Below are 16,817 nucleotides of genomic sequence, written 5' to 3'. Positions count from 1 at the left end.
CCCCCGCCGCCGTCAGTCGAGGTCGAACAGCTCCAATTGGCGCAATGACACCGGCGCGAGTGCTCGGACCCGCAGCATTCGTGCTTTCACTGGTTCAGTGAAGGAGAAGGGCGTCGTACGGTCGGCTTGGAGCGCTTCGGTGTGCGTCGTCGGGATTGCGGCCCATGTGACGCCGTCTTCGCTTGCCTCCCATGCGAGGCACGCGGCTGCGTCTTCCCCCGCCGTCACGGTCACATCGGACACTCTCCGGGGCTCTGGGAACTGCCATCCTGCCCAGTCGCCGGGGGAGAGTTCCATGAGGGAACCGGAGGCGCCGTTGTCGAACAGCGCCTTGGCATTCTGGATCGAGCCGGTCGCGGAGCCGGATGAGCTGGTGAGGTCAGGGCGCCAGGGCTCGGGGGTCGCCGAGTTTTGCCAGAGCGGGCTTGCGGATGCTTCGGTCGCGTCTTCGGTAAAGCGCAGTTCCAGCTCTGCGTCTCCTTGCAGTGCTTCCACATCGAGCACCGGTCGATCGAGCGCCGTTCCGTTGAGGCGGGCCTCGGTCAGGTACCGGGCATCGGGGGAGGTGCGGTGCGAGCGCACTCGGAGCAGGCCGCCGTCAGCGCGCCGCACCGAGATGTCGTCGTGCAGCGGGCTGCCGATCCGCAGCTCACCGGACGCGAGCACGAGCGGGTACAGGCCGAGCGCGGCCCAGAGCCACCACATGCTCATCTCGCCGTTGTCCTCGTCGCCCGGGAAGCCCTGGCCGATCACGGCCCCGGCGAAGAGCCGCCCGGCGAGGCCGTGGACCAGTTCGCCTGCGCGCCAGGGCTCATCACCGTAAACGTGCATCCAAGGGATGTGGTGGGCCGGCTGGTTGGAGAGGGCGCACATGCCCGAGCGCTGCGCCCGGGCCTCGCGCTGTTCGTGGATGACCGTGCCGTAGGTGCCGCCGAACGCCTCGTCCGCGGTCTCCGGTTCGGCGAACAGGCGGTCCAGGTGAGCACGCAGGCCGGCGGGGCCGCCGTAAAGTGCCGCGAGGTCCGGGCCGTCGTGGACGGGGGTCACCGACATGCCCCAGGCGTTGGTCTCGACGTTGTCGCCGCCCCAGACTCGCGGGTCGAACGGTTCGTCGGGGAACGCGCCGTCGTCGCCGCGGCCGCGGAAGAAGCCGTGGTCGGGGTCGAAGAGGGTGCGGTACGAGCGGGACCGGTTGCCGAAGTAGCGGGCGAAGGCCCGGTAGCGCGCCGGGTCCTGAGCGGTGTCGGCCAGCTGCAACGCGAAGCGCGCGATGGCGTCGTCGCTGATCGCGTTCTCCAGGCTCCAGCTCATACCCTCCGGGACCTCGTTGGAGACGTGGCCGGTGAATCGCGCCCGGCCGATGCCCTTGCGGCCCTGCCGCGGGTCCGCGGACGGTTCGCAGGCGTTCTTCCAGGCGCTCGTGAAGGCGTCCTCGCGCGCGAACGGCACGCCCCAGCGGGCGGCGTCGGCGAAGATCTGGTCGCTTGAGGTGCCCACCATGCAGTCGACGTAGCCGGGCGCGCTCCACCGCGCCATGAAGCCGCCCTGCCGCCACTGCTCCAGGAGCCCGTCGAGCATCGCGCCGGTGGCGGCCGGGTCGAGCAGCGCGAACGCGGGCCACGTCGTGCGGTAGGTGTCCCAGTAGCCGTTGTTGACGTACAGGTTCCCGGCCCGAATCGGCGGGTCGTCGGTGGCTCTGGGGGCCATGGGGTTCGCGAAGGTCCATTCGGGATCTTCGGTGGTCCCGGCGTTCTCGGCGGTGCGGTTCGGGTAGAGGTGCAGGCGGTACAGGGCGCTTGCGATGCGCGCCCGGTCCTCGTCGTCGGCGAGGCCGCGGAAGGGGTGCTCGTGCGAGTCCAGGGCGGGGACGGTGACCGCGCCGAGCAGTGCGTCCCATTCGCTGCGCAGGTCGTCGCGGAGGTCCTCGAACGAGTGTGCCGCGGGGAGTTCCTGGTCCAGGGAACGACGTGCCTGTTCGACGGACACGAACGACTGCGCCACGCGCACTTCGAGTTCGCCTGTCGCGGCGAGGAAGCCTGCCACTCGGGGGCGGCCGTCGTCATTGAGCATTCCGCTCGTCGCGGGCGCGAGGGTGCGCCCGGCGAAGTACGTGCGCGGCGGGTTGCCCCACTCCGCCCGGCCCTCGGGGATCCAGCCGGTGAACGAGCCGTCGGGCGAGAGCTCCAGATGACCGGCATCGGTGAGCTGGTCGATCACGAAGCCCACCAGCGCATCCCGGTCGGCGGCGGTCGCGCGGAACGCGCCGCCGTGGTCGGTCGCGGTGACCTCCAGGTGCAGGCCGCCGTCGTCCGCTGTGGAGTTGTGGAGGACGGCGCTGTACGAGTGCGGCCGCGCGGTCTCCGTCCCGGGTTCGATCCAGCGGCGGCGTTCCGATCGCGACGAGACCGGCGAGCCGAGGAACGGCATGAGTTGCAGGACGCCGCGGTCGCCGATCCACGGGCTCGGCTGGTGGGAGAAGTGCACGGCCTCCAGTCGGCGGCCCTGCGGGTCGTCGTGGACCGACCACCGGTACGGCCAGCTGGAGTCGGCCGCGTCGGTGGCCGGGGTGAGGAAGCAGAAGCCGTGGGGGCGGGCCGTGATCGGGATGGTGTTGCCGCGCGAGAACCGCGATCCCGAGTGGGTGCCGCGGCGGGTGTCGACCCGGTCGGAGGGCGACGGGCCGGGGTCGGGGTCGCGGGTGCCGACGACCACCTCCACGAATCCGGTGGCCTCACCGGTGCCCGAGTCCACCAGGGACGAGGCGCCTAGAACGACTTCGATCGCGCCGGTGCGTCCCGCCCAGTGCTCCAGCTGGACCGCGTCGGCGTTCCACTGCTCGGGCATCGACCATGCGGCCGTGAACTGGGCGTCGGGGTCGAGCGCGAAGCCGTACCGGTCGCGCAGGCGCGGTTCTGCGCTCAGGCGCGAGCCGTCGTCGAACCGCACGTCCACGGCGACCGCCAGAGCGGCGTGCGGCGCATGCACAGCCTGCGGCCCATCGGTATAGAACGCCCACTGCACGACGGTGTCGGGGCCGATCGGCACCGCCTCCAGGCCCGGGACGGTGAGGCGCTGCGGGCCCTGGGCAGGGTCGAAGCGGAAGGCGTGAACCTGCCCGCCGAGGACCCCCGCGCGCGGACGCGAGGACGGCGGGTCGGCCGGTCCGTCGGCCGGGGTCAGCGCGGCAAGCGGGCTCACCCCTTGACCGCGCCTTCCTGGACGCCCTTGAAGAAGTACCGCTGCATCACCGAGAAGACCACGACGATCGGGATGAGCGCGACCATGGTGCCCGCGGCGATGAGGCGCGGGTCGGGAGAGAAGTTGCTGTTGAGGTACGCCATGCCGACGGTGAGCGTGTAGTTGTCGGGCTCGGTGAGGACCATGAGCGGCCACAGGTAGTCGTCCCAGGCGCCGATGAAGGTGAAGATCGCGACGACGCTTGCCATGCCGCGGACATTGGGCCACACCAGGTGCCGGATGCGCTGCCAGGTGGTGGCGCCGTCGATGGTGGCGGCGTCGAGCACGTCCTTCGGGATCATGCGGCAGGCGGTGGCGATGAGGAGGACGTTCATCGCGCCGATCGCGCCGGGCAGGAACACGCCCCAGAGGGTGTTGCCGAGGCCGAGGGCGTTGATCGTGAGGAGGTTGCTGGTGACCGTCACTTCGGCGGGCAGGAGCATCGTGGACAGGAGAACGCCGAGGGCGATGAGCTTGCCGCGGAACCGCATGCAGGCCAGCGCGTACCCGCCGAGCACCGACAGGACGACGTTCGTGGCGACCGAGCCGGTGGCGACGAGGAGCGAGTGCCAGGCGTAGCGGTACACGGGCACGACGTCGGTGACGGTGGAGTAGTTGCCGACCGTCGGGTCCTGGGGGATCAGGTTGGGCGGGAACGAGTACAGGTCGTCGGCCGGGCCCTTGAGCGAGGTGGAGAGCTGCCACAGGAACGGGCCGATCACCAGGGCGAAGACCGCGATAAGGAGCGCGTAGCGCAGGACGAGGCCGAGGAGGGTGGGCCGGGTGAAGTCGCTCGATCCGCGGCGGCGGAAGTGCTGTCCTTTTCGGACTGTCTGGGCCTCGCGGGTCTCGGGCCGGTCGGTGGTGAGGGTCATGCCGGCACCTTCGTCTTCTTCTCGCGGTTCATGAATGCGATGGCGGCGAGCGGGAGCACCGTCAGGAGGAACAGCGCCACGCTGAGGGCCGCCGCGTAGCCGAGGTTGCCGCTGAGGCCGGAGCCGACCTGGCGGATGAGCATGACGATCGACATGTCGTAGCCGCCCGGCCCGCCGGTGCCGTTGGAGAGGATGTCGAGTTCGGTGAACACGCGCATCGCCGAGACCGCGATCAGGGCCGAGACCAGGAGCATCGCCCCGCGCACGGCCGGGATGGTGACGTCGCGGAAGCGGCGGAACGGGCCCGCGCCGTCCATCATCGCGGCCTCGTGGAGCTCCTTGCCGACGTTCCCGAGCGCCGCGAGGTACACGACCATGTAGAAGCCGAGTCCCTTCCAGACGGTCAGGAGGATCGCGCACGCGAGGAGCCACCACCGGTCGACCAGGAACGCGATCGGCTTGTCGACGATCCCCATCCACTCCAGGGCCTGGTTGAGGACCCCGCGGCTGTCGAAGACCCAGGTCCAGATGAGGGCGACGACGACCGCGGAGGCGACCACGGGGAAGTAGAACGTGGTGCGGAAGAACGCGATCCCGGGGATCTGCTTCTCGACCAGGAGCGCCAGGAGCAGCGGCAGGATCGTCAGGAGCGGCACGCACACCACGACGTAGACCAGGCAGGTGATGAGCGCGTAGCGGAACTGCTCGTCGGTGAGCAGCCGCTCGTACTGCGCCAGGCCGACCGGCTCGGCCGGGCGCAGCGGCCGCGCGTCGGTGAAGCTGAGGATGACCGTGTTGATGAACGGCCAGAAGGAGAACACCAGCACCCAGACGACGGCCGGTCCTATGAGGAGCCAAGGGGTGAACCACTTGTGCGATCGCATTGGGGGTCTCTTTCGTCCGGGTGCCGGTGTGCTGCTGGGGGAGTCGGGGGCTTACCCGGTCACTGGTCGATGCGGTTCTCGTTGGCGTAGGCCACGACGTCGTCCAGGGCCTCCTGGGCGGTGACGTCGCCGCGGACCGCGAGCGCGAGCTGCTGCGACGCGTAGTCGGTCATGGCGGAGGTCCACTGGAACGGCATCGCCTGGGCGCCGCCGAGCGCGTCGAACATGACGTTCAGGGCCGCGGCCTGGGCCGGGTCCATGTCGGCGGCCACAGCCGCGGCGACCTCGTCGGCGCCTTCGGCGGTGCCGGGCGCGAAGCCCGCGGCGAGGGTCGTGAACGCGACCTGGTTCTCCTGGTTGGTGACGTACTCCGCGAACGCGAGCGCCGCGGGCTTGTTCTCCGAAGTGGACGCCACGTTGAGGCCCTGGACGTACAGCGGCGGCACGCCCGCGCGCGGCGTCGCGACCGAGGTCTCCAGGAGCGACGGCGCCTGGGTGGCGAGGTCGCCCGCGAAGCCGGGGCCGCCGGAGGTGTAGGCGACCTGGCCCTGGAGGTACATCTGCGCGTTGCCCGCGTAGCTGCCGGTCAGCGCCTCGGCGGGCATCGCGCCCGCCGCGTAGGCGTCGGCGTAGGACTGCACGAGCGCGGCGGCCTCGGGGGTGTTGAAGACGAACGCGCCGTCCTCGTCCATGAGCTCGATGCCGTTGGCGAGGAACACGTCCACGGTGGGCATCGAGGAGACGAGCATGACTTCGCCGTCCGATTCGGCGGCGACCTGCTCGGCGAGGTCGAGCCAGCCGTCCACGGTCGTGGGCAGGTCGGCCTGCGTCACCCCGTACGGGCCGAGCTTCCCGAGGTCCCACCAGGAGACGTCGCTGCCGAGGTACCAGGGGAGGCCGTAGGTGCCCTCGGTGCCGGTGAAGCGGCTGTAGGCGTCCCAGGCGCCCGCGTTGTACTGGGCGTCCAGGCCCGGGTGGGCCTCGGCGAGGTCGAGGAGCTGGCCGGCCTGGACGAGCGGGAACGCGATGTCGGGCGGCAGGTTGAGCACGTCGGGCAGGGTGCCGGACCCGGCCTGGCTGAGGATCTTGTCCTGGTAGCCCTCGCCGGGCTGGTCGATCCATTCGATCGTGACGTCGGGGTGCTCCTCCTCGAACGCGGCGATGAGGTCCTCGAAGTAGGGCGTGAACTTCTCGTTCTTGAGCGACCAGGTCTGGAACTTGACGGTGCCGCTGAGTTCGCCGGTGAGGTCGACGGGTCCGCCGTCGGAGGCGTCCTCGACGCCGCCGCCGGTGCAGCCGGAGAGGGCCAGTGCTCCGGCCGCGGCGAGGGCCGCCGCCTTGCCCAGGCGTGTGGAAAGCTTCATTGCTCGCTTCTTCCTTGAATCGAGAAGGGGGGCGCGCGGGTTCCGGCAGGGACTCGGAACTACAGCGCTTTAGCGAATCCAAACACTGCGGTGCTCGGTCTGTCAAGCCGAGGACGGTTCCGGATGCGGCGCGGCGGTCGACTCGCGGTGGATCACCCGGGCCACGACGGGCTCCTGCTCGACCGGCTGACCGGCGATGAGCTGGAGGATCTCCGCGGCGGCGGTGCGGCCCAGCGACACCGCGTCGCGGCTGAGCGCCGTGACGGTGGGGTGCAGGACCTGGCAGGTGGTGGAGTCCTCCCACGACAGGACCGAGACGTCGGCGGGGACGCGCAGCCCGAGCGAGGCGAGGGTGCTCATGCCCGCGATGGCCATGACCTCGCTGTCGAACACGATCGCCGTGGGCGGCCGGGGCGCCCCGGCCAGCCGCGCGGTCGCCTCGCGCGCCTGCGCGGGGTCGAAGTTCCCGGCGAGCGACTGGCCCCACACGCCGTGGTCGACGCAGAACTGCGAGAACGCGTCCATGCGCTCGCTGATGTGGCGGAACGCCTGGTCGCCGGTGACGTACGCGATCCGGTCGTGGCCGAGGCCGTGGAGGTGGTCCATGATGAGCCCCATCGCGCCGCCGTTGTCGACGTGCACGGACCGGATCGAGTCCCGGTCGACCTGGCCGCCCACCACGATCGTCGGGTGGTCCATCCCGGCCAGGGCCGCGATGCGCGGGTCGTCGATGCGCGGGTCGAGGACCAGGATGCCGTCGACCCTCCCGTCCAGGATCCACGCCTGGTGGATGGCGGCCTCGGCGGCGGCGTCCTCGGCCATCTGGAGCAGCAGCGAGTAGCCGCGGCCGCTCAGCGTCGACTGCACGCCCGCGATGAACTTGGAGAAGAAGATCTCCTCGCCGATGACCTCGGCGGGCCGCGCCAGCACCAGGCCCACGGCCTCGGAGTTCTTGCCCATCAAGGTCTGCGCGGCGTGGCTGGGGCGCCAGCGCAGCTCGCGGGCCACGTCGAGGATGCGCGCCCGGGTGGTGTCGGAGACGCCGGGCTTGCCGTTGACGGCGAGCGAGACGGCGCCGGAGGTGACGCCGGCGCGCTCGGCGATGTCGGCGATCGTCACGCGCTTACGCTTGCGCGGCGGCTCGGCCGGGTTCGCTGCGTCGGCCATCTCGACTCCTTCGCTCAACTGCTTGACGGTTGACATTATCCGCCTGGCGGGAGAGAGTACGGGGGCGCATCGCTAAAGCGCTACAGTGACGCCGAATGGCGCGGCCGCCCGCCCCTCGCACCCCGCAGGGCGAGCCGACGGTGAGCTAGAGAGAGGTTTCCCATGAGGTTCGGCGTCAACTACACGCCGCGCGTCGGATGGTTCCACCACTGGACCGACTTCGACGCGGACGAGGTCGCCCGCGACTTCGACGCGATCGGCGGGCTCGGCGCCGACCATGTGCGCGTGTTCCCGCTGTGGCCGGTGTTCCAGCCCAACCCGACGATGGTGAGCGCGGCGGCGCTGCGCGCCCTCGACCGGGTCATCGAGCTCGCGGGCGAGCGCGGGCTCGACGTGGCCGTGGACGGCCTCCAGGGCCACCTGTCGAGCTTCGACTTCCTGCCGTCCTGGCTCCTGTCCTGGCACCGGCGCAACATGTTCGTGGACGAGGACGCCGTCGGCGCGACCGCCCGGTACCTGGAGACCCTCGCGCGCACCGTCGCGGCGCATCCGAACACGTTCGCGTTCACCGTCGGCAACGAGGTCAACCAGTTCACGGGCACCGTGCATCCCGACCCGCACCCGGCGACGAGCCCGCAGATCACCGCGTGGCTGGACCGGATGCTCGGCGCGATCCGCGCCGGGGCGCCGAACCTGCTGGCACTGCACGCCTGCTACGACGCGAGCTGGTACGACGACACGCAGCCGTTCACCCTCGAACACGTGGCCCGCCAAGGGGACCTGAGCGTGGTCCACTCCTGGGTCTTCAACGGCACCGCCCAGCGGTTCGGGCCCGACGCGTTCGAGACCCGCGCGCACGCGCGCTACATGGTCGAGCTCGCCCGCGCGTTCCAGACCGACCCGGGCCGCGGCATCTGGGCGCAGGAGCTCGGGGCGCCGCGGAACGTGCTGCCCGCCGCGTCCGTGCCGGACTTCATCGACGGCACCGTCGAGCAGCTCGCCGAGGCCCCGGACCTGTTCGGCCTCACCTGGTGGTGCTCGCATGACGTGAGCCGCGCCCTCGGCGACTTCCCCGAGCTCGAATACGACCTCGGCCTCATCGACGAGCACGGCCGCATCAAGCCCGAAGGGCTCCGCGTGCGCGACGCCGTGGCCGCGGCGCGCAAGACCGCCCCCGCCGCGCTCGCCGACGCCCCCGTGATCGACTTGGACCCGGCCGCCGACGGCGGCCGCGCGGCGCTCGCCCCCGGCGGCGCGTTCTGGACGTCCTACATGGACGAGGCGCGGAACGGCCGGCACCCCCGCATCCGCCTCGTACCGAACCCCGTCCGCGCGCACGACGCCGTGCCCGCGCAAGAAGGAAGTGCCGCAGATGCATGACGACCAAGCCCTCACGATGGGCCGCGTCACCCGGGTCCTGGCCGAGCGCCTGCGCCCGGCGATCTACTCCGACCCGCGCCCCTTGGAACTCGCCGCGCACGTCGTGGACGGCGAGCCGATCCCCGTCGCCGAGGGCCTGGGCGCCGAGTACGCCCCGATGTCCGTGGGCGACAGGTGGGGCCGCGCCTGGGGCACGACCTGGCTGCGCCTCACCGGCGAGGTCCCCGCGTCCTTCGCCGGGCGCCGCGTCGAGATTGTCGCCGACCTCGGCTTCGACGTCAACATGCCGGGCTTCCAGGCCGAAGGGCTCGTCTACACCCCCGGCGGCGAGCCGGTGCGCTCGCTCAACCCGCGGGCCCAGTGGATCCCCGTCTCGCCCGAGGCCCGCGGCGGCGAGGCCGTCGAGTTCTTCGTGGAGGCCGCGTCCAACCCCGTGCTCCTCGACTACCACCCCTTCCTGCCGACCGAGGAGGGCGACGTGCTCACCTCCGGCGACGAGGAGCTGTACCGCGTCCGCCGCGTCGACCTGTGCGTGTTCGAGCAGGAGGTCTTCGAGCTCGTCCACGACGTCGAAGTGCTCCACCAGCTCGCCGCCGAACTCCCCGAGGAGTCGGCGCGCCGCGCCAAGATCCTCCGGGCCCTGAACGCCGCGCTCAACCGCGTCGACCTCCAGGACGTGCCCGGGACGGCCGCCGCGGGCCGCGAGGAGCTCCGCGAGGTCCTCGCCAGCCCCGCCGAGCCCAGCGCCCACAAGATCACCGCGGTCGGCCACGCGCACATCGACTCCGCGTGGCTGTGGCCGCTGCGCGAGACCGTGCGCAAAGTCGCCCGCACCTCCAGCTCCATGGCGACGCTCATCGACGAGGACGACGAGTTCGTCTACGCCATGTCGAGCGCCCAGCAGTACGCGTGGATGAAGCGCGACCGCCCCGAGGTCTTCGCGCGCGTCAAGAAAGCGGTGGCCGAAGGCCGCTTCGTGCCCGTCGGCGGCATGTGGGTCGAGTCCGACGCGGTCCTGCCGTCCGGCGAGAGCCTCGTCCGCCAGATCAGCCAGGGACAGCGGTTCTTCAAGGAGGAGTTCGGGGTCGAGTGCCGCGGCGCCTGGCTGCCCGACAGCTTCGGCTACTCGGGCGCGTTGCCGCAGATCCTCTCCGGCGCCGGGTACGAGTGGTTCCTCACCCAGAAGATCTCCTGGAACCAGGTCAACCGGTTCCCCCACCACACGTTCCTGTGGGAGGGCATCGACGGCAGCCGGATCTTCACCCACTTCCCGCCCATGGACACCTACAACTCGCAGCTCTCCGGCGAGGAGGTCGCCCGCGCGGCCCGCCAGTTCAAGGAGAAGTCCGTCGCGCGGCACTCCCTGGCCCCCACCGGCTGGGGCGACGGCGGCGGCGGCACCACCCGCGAGATGCTCGCCCGCGCCAAGCGACTCGCGAACCTCGAAGGCAGCCCGCAGGTGTCCTTCGGGACCCCGAACGACTTCTTCGAGCAGGCCAAAGCCGAACTCCCCGACCCCGGCGTGTGGCGCGGCGAGCTGTACCTCGAACTCCACCGCGGCACGTTCACCACCCAGCACCGCATGAAGCAGGGCAACCGCACCAGCGAACGGCTCCTCGCGGAGGCTGAGCTGTGGGCCGCGTCCGCCGCGGTCCGCGCGGGCCGCGACTACCCGTACGACGAACTCGACGCCCTCTGGCAGGAGGTGCTCCTGCTCCAGTTCCACGACATCCTCCCCGGCACCTCCATCGCCTGGGTCCACCGCGAGGCCCGCGAACGGTACGAGCGCGTCGCGACCACCCTGCGCGGCATCATCGCCGACTCGCTCCAGGCGCTCGGCGCCGCCGGTGAGGCCGACGGCCTCGACGCCGCGCCCGTCGGCGAGCGGCTCGCCCTCAACGCCGCGCCGTTCCCGCGCCGCGGCGTCCCGGCCGCCTCGATCGCCCCCGCCGGCCCCGCCGCGCCCGTCTCCGCACGGGCCGAAGGGGAGTCGTTCGTCCTGGAGAGCGCTGCCGCACGCGTCGAGATCGACGGCAGCGGCCACGTCCGCAGCCTCGTCGACCTCGCCTCCGGCCGCGACGCGATCGCCCCCGGCCGCACCGGGAACGTCCTCCAGCTGCACCAGGACTTCCCGAACATGTGGGACGCCTGGGACGTGGACGCGTTCTACGCCGGGATGCGCGACGACCTCGACGGGCCCGCCGACGTGTCGCTCGACGGCGACGCCGTCGTGGTGCGGCGCAAGTTCGGCGAGTCCGCGATCGAGCAGCGGCTCACCCTCGCCGACGACGGGCGCCTGCTCGTCATCGACTGCGACGTCGACTGGCGCGAAGAGGAGAAGTTCCTCAAACTCGCCTTCCCCGTCGCCGTGTTCACCGACGAGGTCGTCGCCGAGACCCAGTTCGGGTACCACCGCCGCGCCAACCACGCCAACACCTCCTGGGAGGCCGCGCGGTTCGAGACCCACGCGCAGCGCTGGTTCCTGGTGCGGGAACCGGGCTTCGGCGTCGCGTTCCTCAACGAGTCCAGCCACGGCTTCGACGTCGCCCGCGAGAGCGCGGGCCGCGACGTGGTCCAGAACGCGCGCTTCTCGCTCCTGCGGGCCCCGCGATTCCCCGACCCGCGCGCCGACCGCGGCCGCCACCGCATGCGCTTCGGCGTCCTCGCCGGCGCCACCGTCGAGTCCGCTACCGAAGCGGGCTGGGCCCTCCAGTCCCCGCTCCGCGCCGCCACCGGCACCGCCGTGCCCGCGCTGGCGACCTCGCAGGACCCCGCGGTCGTCGTCAGCACCGTGAAGCTCGCCGACGACCGCTCCGGCGATCTCGTGGTGCGCCTCTACGAGTCCACCGGCTCCCGGGCCTCGACCTCGATCGCGCTCAACGGTTTCGAGGCGGCCCGGGTCGTCGCGGCCGACCTCCTCGAACGCCCGGGGGACCCGATCGAGACGACCCGGACCCCGGACGCCGTCCTGGTCCCGGTGGCGCTCCGACCCTTCGAGGTGACCACCCTCCGCATCACCCGCTGACGCGCCACGGCCCGACCGGGAGCCGCCCGGTCGGGCCGTCGCGCGCCCGGATGCGGCGAGACACCGGCAGGACCGAGGCAGGAATTCGGCGGGGTGGGCGAACCGCACGTCGGACGTGCGTCCAAGTCGATCGGTTGCCATACGATGACGCCATGACCGATCGAGCAGCCCGGGCCCGCATCGATCTCCGGAGGCTCCGGTCGGAGGCGCTGCTGACCCAGGAGGAGCTCGCTTTCAAAGCGGGCGTTGGCATCCGCACGATCCGCGACATCGAGGCGGGACGGGCGCGCCCGCAGACCGGCACCCTCCGGCTGCTGCTGCGGGCCCTCGGCGACACCGGTGGGAAAGCGCACCTCCCGGCCCCGCCCGCCCTCGTCCCCAGGGAACTGCCGCGCACCCTCGCCACGTTCGCCGGGCGCGGCCCCGAACTGGAGGCCATCGCCGCCGCCGTCGCGGACGGCGCCGCCGTCGTCGCCGTCCACGGGATGGCGGGCGTCGGGAAGACCTCCCTCGCGGTGCGGGCCGCGCACGACCTGGCCGACCGCTTCCCCGACGGGCAGCTCTTCGTCGACCTGCACGGCTTCGCCGCCACCGGCCCGCGCCCCGACCTCGAATCGGTCCTCACGCGCATTGTCCGCAGCTTCGACACGACCGGCCGCGCCCGGCCCGAGGAGTTCGACGAGCTCGCCGCCGCCTACCGCAGCGCCCTCGCCGGAAAGCAGGTGCTCCTGCTGTTCGACAACGCCGCCGACGCCGCGCAGATCGAACCCCTCCTGCCCGGCACGCCCGGCAGCCTCGTCATCGCCACGAGCCGCCGCGACCTCTCCGTGCTCGCCGACGCCCACCCCGTGCCCCTCGGGCCCCCGCCGATGCCAGAGGCCGTGGCGATGCTCGGCGCCGGCGCCGCGGGCCGGTTCACCCCCGCCGAAGCGGCCGAGATCGCCGAACGCTGCGGCCGCCTCCCGCTCGCCATGGGCCTCGCCGCCGCCCGCCTGCGCAGCCGCCCGCTGTGGCGCGCCGACGACCTCCTTGCGCGCCTTGCCGACGAGGACCTCCTGTTCGACGAGCTCGGCCACCGCGGCGTCGCCGCCGCCCTCCACGCCTCCTACCGCGAACTCGACGCCGACCACCGGCGGCTCCTGCGCCTCCTCGGCCTCGTCCCCGGCGGCGACGCCGACGCCCGCGCGGTCGCCGCGCTGAGCGGCGCCGACGAGCGGACCGCGTCCGGCCTCATCGAAGACCTGGTCGACGTCCACCTGGTCGAGACCCGCTCCTCCGGGCGCTACCGCCTCCACGACCTGGTCCGGCTCTTCGCGGCCCACCTCGCCGCCCGCGAGGAGCCCGAACCCGAACGCACCGCCGCGCTCTCCCGGCTCCTCGCCCTCTACCTGCACCTCGCCTACCAGGCCGCCGCCCGCCTCCACCCGAACAAGCGCCGCTTCACCGACGGCGCCGCCGCCCACGACCTCGGCCTCCCCGCGGCCGCCGACCAGCAGGAGGCCCTCGCCTGGTTCCAGGCCGAGCGCGGCAACCTCGAAGCGGCCGTCGCCGCCGCGGCCGACGCGGGCCTCAACGAGCAGGCGTGGCACCTCGCGACCGCGTTCAACGCGTTCTTCGTGCACGACTCCGACATCGGCCCGCACACCGCCGTCAACCTCATCGCCCTCGCCATCGCCGAGTCCACAGGGGACCTCCGCAAGGAGGCGTTCACGCTCGGCGACACCGGCCGCCGCCTCCTCGCCGCGGGCCGGAACGCCGAGGCCGTCGCGTGCCTCGAACGCTCCGTCGCGCTCAAGCGGGAGCTCGGCGAGGAGGCCGACGCCGCGCTCACCCTCGCCAACCTCGGCATCCTCCACCGCCGCCGCGGGCGCTTCGCGCAGTCGGCCGCCGTCCACGCCGAGGCGCTGGCGCGGGCCGAAGCGGTCGGCGACGCGGCCGCCGCCGCGCTCATCAGGACCAACATGGTCGTGCCGCTGCTGCGACTCGGCCGCTTCGACGACGTCGAGCAGTGCCTCGCCGCCGCCGAGGCCCGCCTCGACGCGGGCGACGAGCACAACCGGGTCCGCATCGAGTCGTTCCGCGGCGTCCTGGCCCGCGAGTCCGGCGACCCGGCCGGGGCCGCCGCCGTCCACCGGGCCTGCCTCGACTCCTACGGGGGCGAGAGCGACACGGCCGACGTGACCGAGACGCTGGTGGAACTCGGGGAGGACCTCCTGCGCCTCGGCGAGTCCGGGGAGGCCGCCGTCCACTTCGAGCGCGCGGTGGACCACGCGGTGAAACTCGTGGACCCGTCCCTGGAGCGCGCCGCCCGCAACGGACTCGGCCGCGCCCTCACCGCGCTCGGCGAACCCTGCGAGGCCGCGGCGCAGCACGAGCGGGCGGCCGCGCTGGCCGCGTCCCATGAGGACGCGTACGAGTCCGCCCGCGCCCACCTCGGCCTCGCGGACGCCTACCGCGCCAAGGGGGACGAGGACGCCGAGCGCATGCACCGGCGCCTCGCGGCCGACGGCCTCGCCGCGTGCGGCCTGCCGGAGGCCGAGCCGCACCGCCGCTGAGACCACCGGGGCTCCGGCCTCAGAGGACGATGCCGTCGACGCCGTTCGGGTTCGGGATCACCCGGCTCGACTCCGCGGGGTCGCCGCTCGCGACCAGCGCCGCGCACTCCTCGAACGCGGCGACCAGCTCCCCGGCGAGCTTCTCCCGGTCGGCCTTCACGACCTCGGCGACCTGCGCGAATGCCGCGAGCACCTGGTCGTGCAGCACATCGGGGTCCGGCGAGTCCATCCGCGGCTCGTCGGCGTCTTCGAGCGGGAGCTCCGTGAGGATCTTCTGGATCGTGCCGCCCACCCAGCCGACCGTGGACATCACGGCCGGGCCGCCGGGGGCGCCCGCGATGATGCCGATGACGGTGAGCCACCCGATGATCGGCTCCAGGTCGAGTTTGGGTCCGGCCGGGCCGTTGTCGATCGCGGTGGCGGCGGCCCGCACGAGGCCGTCGAGGTGGTGGCGGATCTTCATCATGATGAGCGAGTCCAGCTGCGCGGCGTTGGCGAGCGCGTTCGCCATGGCGAAGTGGGTCTGCGTCGACCTGGTGAGGTGGTCGGAGTAGCCCTCCCGCACGGCCGCCCCGGCCTCGCCGCGCCAGCGCTCGAACCGCTCCTGCACGATCGCGAGCTTCGCGTCCGTCATGGCGCCCTCGTAGGAGGCGGCCAGCTGCAGGAGGTCCGCGACCATGGCGTCGAGGTCGCCCTCCTCCTTGTCGACGAGGTTGTCGACGCCCACGAGCAGGTCGATGACGAAGTTCGTGGCGAGCGGCCAGCACAGGGCCCGCAGCTCCTCGTCCTCGGCGCGCGTCATGCGCGTGTCGAAGTCGAACAGCCAGGTGTCGTCCGCGTTCTGGATGCTGCTGCCCGCCGGGTACCGCTCGTTGAAGAACGCGTCGTAGCGGGAGCGCACGTAGAGCATCTGGAGCGGTTCGCCGAACGCGGCGATCATCTCCTTGAGCTCGTCCTTCGTGGGCGGCCGCTCGTCGTCCATGCTCTGGAAGGTGGGGAACTTCGGCACGGTCAGCGTCCTCCGCGTTCGTCGAGCGGCTCGCGGTCGCCGCCGCGGTCGGTGGGGGCGGCGCGCTCGAACAGCGGCTCGGGCTCGATCGCGTAGTCCTGGCGGTCGACCGGCTGCCGCGGGCTGCCGGAGAGCGCGTCCTCGTACCCGGACCCGCCTTCGGCGCGGTCGAAGTTGCCGAAGCGGTAGCCGCCGTCGTACTCGTACTCTCCCGCGTCGGCCTTGTCGAACGCCCGCGCCGCGGCGCCCGTCAGGTCGTCCCCGGCCATCTCCAGTCCGCGGGCGCTCTCCCGGTCGGACTCGCGGTACGCGTACCCCGCCTCGGCGACGCTCGCGCCGACGGCGCGGTGGCTGTCGGCGGTCTCCTCCGTGACGGCGTAGAGGAACCGGTGGCAGCGCATGACGGCCTCGCCGAGGGCGTTGCCCGCGGGGGAGTCGCTCATCGTGGGGATCAGGCCGCGGCCGGCGCTGGAGCCGATGGCGCCGAGGCGGTTGGCGAGCTCGTCGTAGAAGTCGGCCGCGTAGGGCAGCGTGATCTCGCCCGCGTCGATGAGGTCGTCGGGGTCAGCTTCGAGGCCGGTCATCGGTGCCGCGCTTTCGATGTCGTGGGTTTCGGGGGGCGCCGGGCGCCCGGTCCAACGTAGGTCGGGAGCGGGCCCGGGGGAAGGCGGTCAGGCGGCGGTTCACCGGCGGAAAGCGGTTGAGGGACCGTCCCGGGGTACCGCTCGAAATGTCCACAATCAGACATATACGATGAAAAAATGACAAACGCCACAGAATTCGCAGTCAAGTACGCCTCCATGTTCACCCTCCTCGACGCCGACAACAGCGGCGACCTGTACGCCGCCGACATGGCGGCCCTCGGGGAGCGCCTCATCGGCGCGTTCGGCGACTCGGTCGCCCCCGAGAAGGCCGCGACCGTCCGCGCGGCCTTCGTCGCCTACTGGGAGGGCCTGGCCGCGCAGATGGGCGGCGGCGACGGCCCGTTCACCCAGGAGCAGTTCACCGACGCCGTCACCGCGGCCATCGGCGAAAGCGAGCAGGGCTTCGACGAACTCCTCCGGCCCCTGGCCGAGGCCGTCTTCGCGCTCATCGACGACAACGGCAGCGGCGCCATCTCCCTCGACGAGTTCCGCCGCGCCGAGGTGGCGATGGGCGTGCAGGGCGAGGACAGCGAGCGCGTCTTCCGCCTCATCGACACCGACGGCGACGGCGAGATCGACCGCGAGGAACTCGTCGCCGCGGTCGGCTCCTACTACCGCGACCCGTCCGCCGACTCGCCGATGAGCGGCTTCTTCGGCGCGCTCAACCGCTAACGCGC

General features: G+C 72.2%; 11 protein-coding genes. 4 read left to right on the top strand and 7 right to left on the bottom strand.

The annotated features are described in order from the left end of the window. Nucleotides 1-12: 12 nt before the first annotated feature. From AB0A65_RS24315 to AB0A65_RS24295, 5 genes are all read right to left on the bottom strand, one after another. Nucleotides 13-3,198, bottom strand: a complete 3,186-nt coding sequence (locus tag AB0A65_RS24315; RefSeq protein ID WP_359954724.1) for a GH92 family glycosyl hydrolase — start codon at nucleotides 3,196-3,198, stop codon at nucleotides 13-15. Further along, a complete protein-coding gene (locus AB0A65_RS24310; RefSeq protein ID WP_359954722.1) occupies nucleotides 3,195-4,112 on the bottom strand; it encodes a carbohydrate ABC transporter permease in 918 nt (305 codons plus the stop codon). Before AB0A65_RS24310 ends, AB0A65_RS24315 begins: the two co-directional genes overlap by 4 nt. Beyond that, complete coding sequence (locus tag AB0A65_RS24305; RefSeq protein WP_359954720.1) at nucleotides 4,109-4,996, bottom strand: sugar ABC transporter permease; 888 nt, start codon at nucleotides 4,994-4,996, stop codon at nucleotides 4,109-4,111. The genes AB0A65_RS24310 and AB0A65_RS24305 overlap by 4 nt, the downstream gene beginning before the upstream one ends. 59 nt (nucleotides 4,997-5,055) lie before the next feature. Further along, nucleotides 5,056-6,360 (bottom strand): extracellular solute-binding protein, encoded by a 1,305-nt coding sequence (locus AB0A65_RS24300; RefSeq protein ID WP_359954718.1) that lies wholly within the window; start codon nucleotides 6,358-6,360, stop codon nucleotides 5,056-5,058. A 102-nt stretch (nucleotides 6,361-6,462) separates the two neighbouring features. Beyond that, nucleotides 6,463-7,527: a LacI family DNA-binding transcriptional regulator gene (locus AB0A65_RS24295; RefSeq protein ID WP_359954716.1), complete on the bottom strand. Its 1,065-nt coding sequence runs from the start codon at nucleotides 7,525-7,527 to the stop codon at nucleotides 6,463-6,465. A 162-nt stretch (nucleotides 7,528-7,689) separates the two neighbouring features. Here AB0A65_RS24295 and AB0A65_RS24290 point away from each other — a divergent pair, with 162 nt between their 5' ends. The 3 genes from AB0A65_RS24290 (at nucleotide 7,690) to AB0A65_RS24280 (ending at nucleotide 14,487) form a co-directional block, all read left to right on the top strand. Continuing rightward, on the top strand, nucleotides 7,690-8,907 hold the full coding sequence (locus AB0A65_RS24290) for a glycosyl hydrolase (protein WP_359954714.1): 1,218 nt from the start codon (nucleotides 7,690-7,692) through the stop codon (nucleotides 8,905-8,907). After that, nucleotides 8,900-11,932, top strand: coding sequence for a glycoside hydrolase family 38 C-terminal domain-containing protein (locus tag AB0A65_RS24285; RefSeq protein ID WP_359954713.1), 3,033 nt, complete (start codon nucleotides 8,900-8,902; stop codon nucleotides 11,930-11,932). Before AB0A65_RS24290 ends, AB0A65_RS24285 begins: the two co-directional genes overlap by 8 nt. A gap of 152 nt (nucleotides 11,933-12,084) precedes the next feature. After that, complete coding sequence (locus tag AB0A65_RS24280; protein WP_359954711.1) at nucleotides 12,085-14,487, top strand: helix-turn-helix domain-containing protein; 2,403 nt, start codon at nucleotides 12,085-12,087, stop codon at nucleotides 14,485-14,487. 19 nt (nucleotides 14,488-14,506) lie between these two features. On the opposite strand, the gene AB0A65_RS24275 is transcribed toward AB0A65_RS24280, so the two are convergent. Both AB0A65_RS24275 and AB0A65_RS24270 read right to left on the bottom strand, forming a co-directional pair. Beyond that, on the bottom strand, nucleotides 14,507-15,496 hold the full coding sequence (locus tag AB0A65_RS24275; protein ID WP_359954710.1) for a hypothetical protein: 990 nt from the start codon (nucleotides 15,494-15,496) through the stop codon (nucleotides 14,507-14,509). A gap of 2 nt (nucleotides 15,497-15,498) precedes the next feature. Beyond that, nucleotides 15,499-16,080, bottom strand: a complete 582-nt coding sequence (locus AB0A65_RS24270) for a hypothetical protein (protein ID WP_359954708.1) — start codon at nucleotides 16,078-16,080, stop codon at nucleotides 15,499-15,501. A 177-nt stretch (nucleotides 16,081-16,257) separates the two neighbouring features. On the opposite strand from AB0A65_RS24270, the gene AB0A65_RS24265 reads away from it, so the two are divergent. Then, a complete protein-coding gene (locus AB0A65_RS24265) occupies nucleotides 16,258-16,812 on the top strand; it encodes an EF-hand domain-containing protein (RefSeq protein ID WP_359954706.1) in 555 nt (184 codons plus the stop codon). Nucleotides 16,813-16,817 lie beyond the last annotated feature (5 nt).

The sequence above is a fragment of the Glycomyces sp. NPDC047010 genome, assembly GCF_040644205.1.
Taxonomy (GTDB): domain Bacteria; phylum Actinomycetota; class Actinomycetes; order Mycobacteriales; family Micromonosporaceae; genus Glycomyces.
The sequence above is the reverse complement of the archived record's forward strand: the minus strand, read 5'-3'. Positions and strand labels throughout refer to the sequence as shown.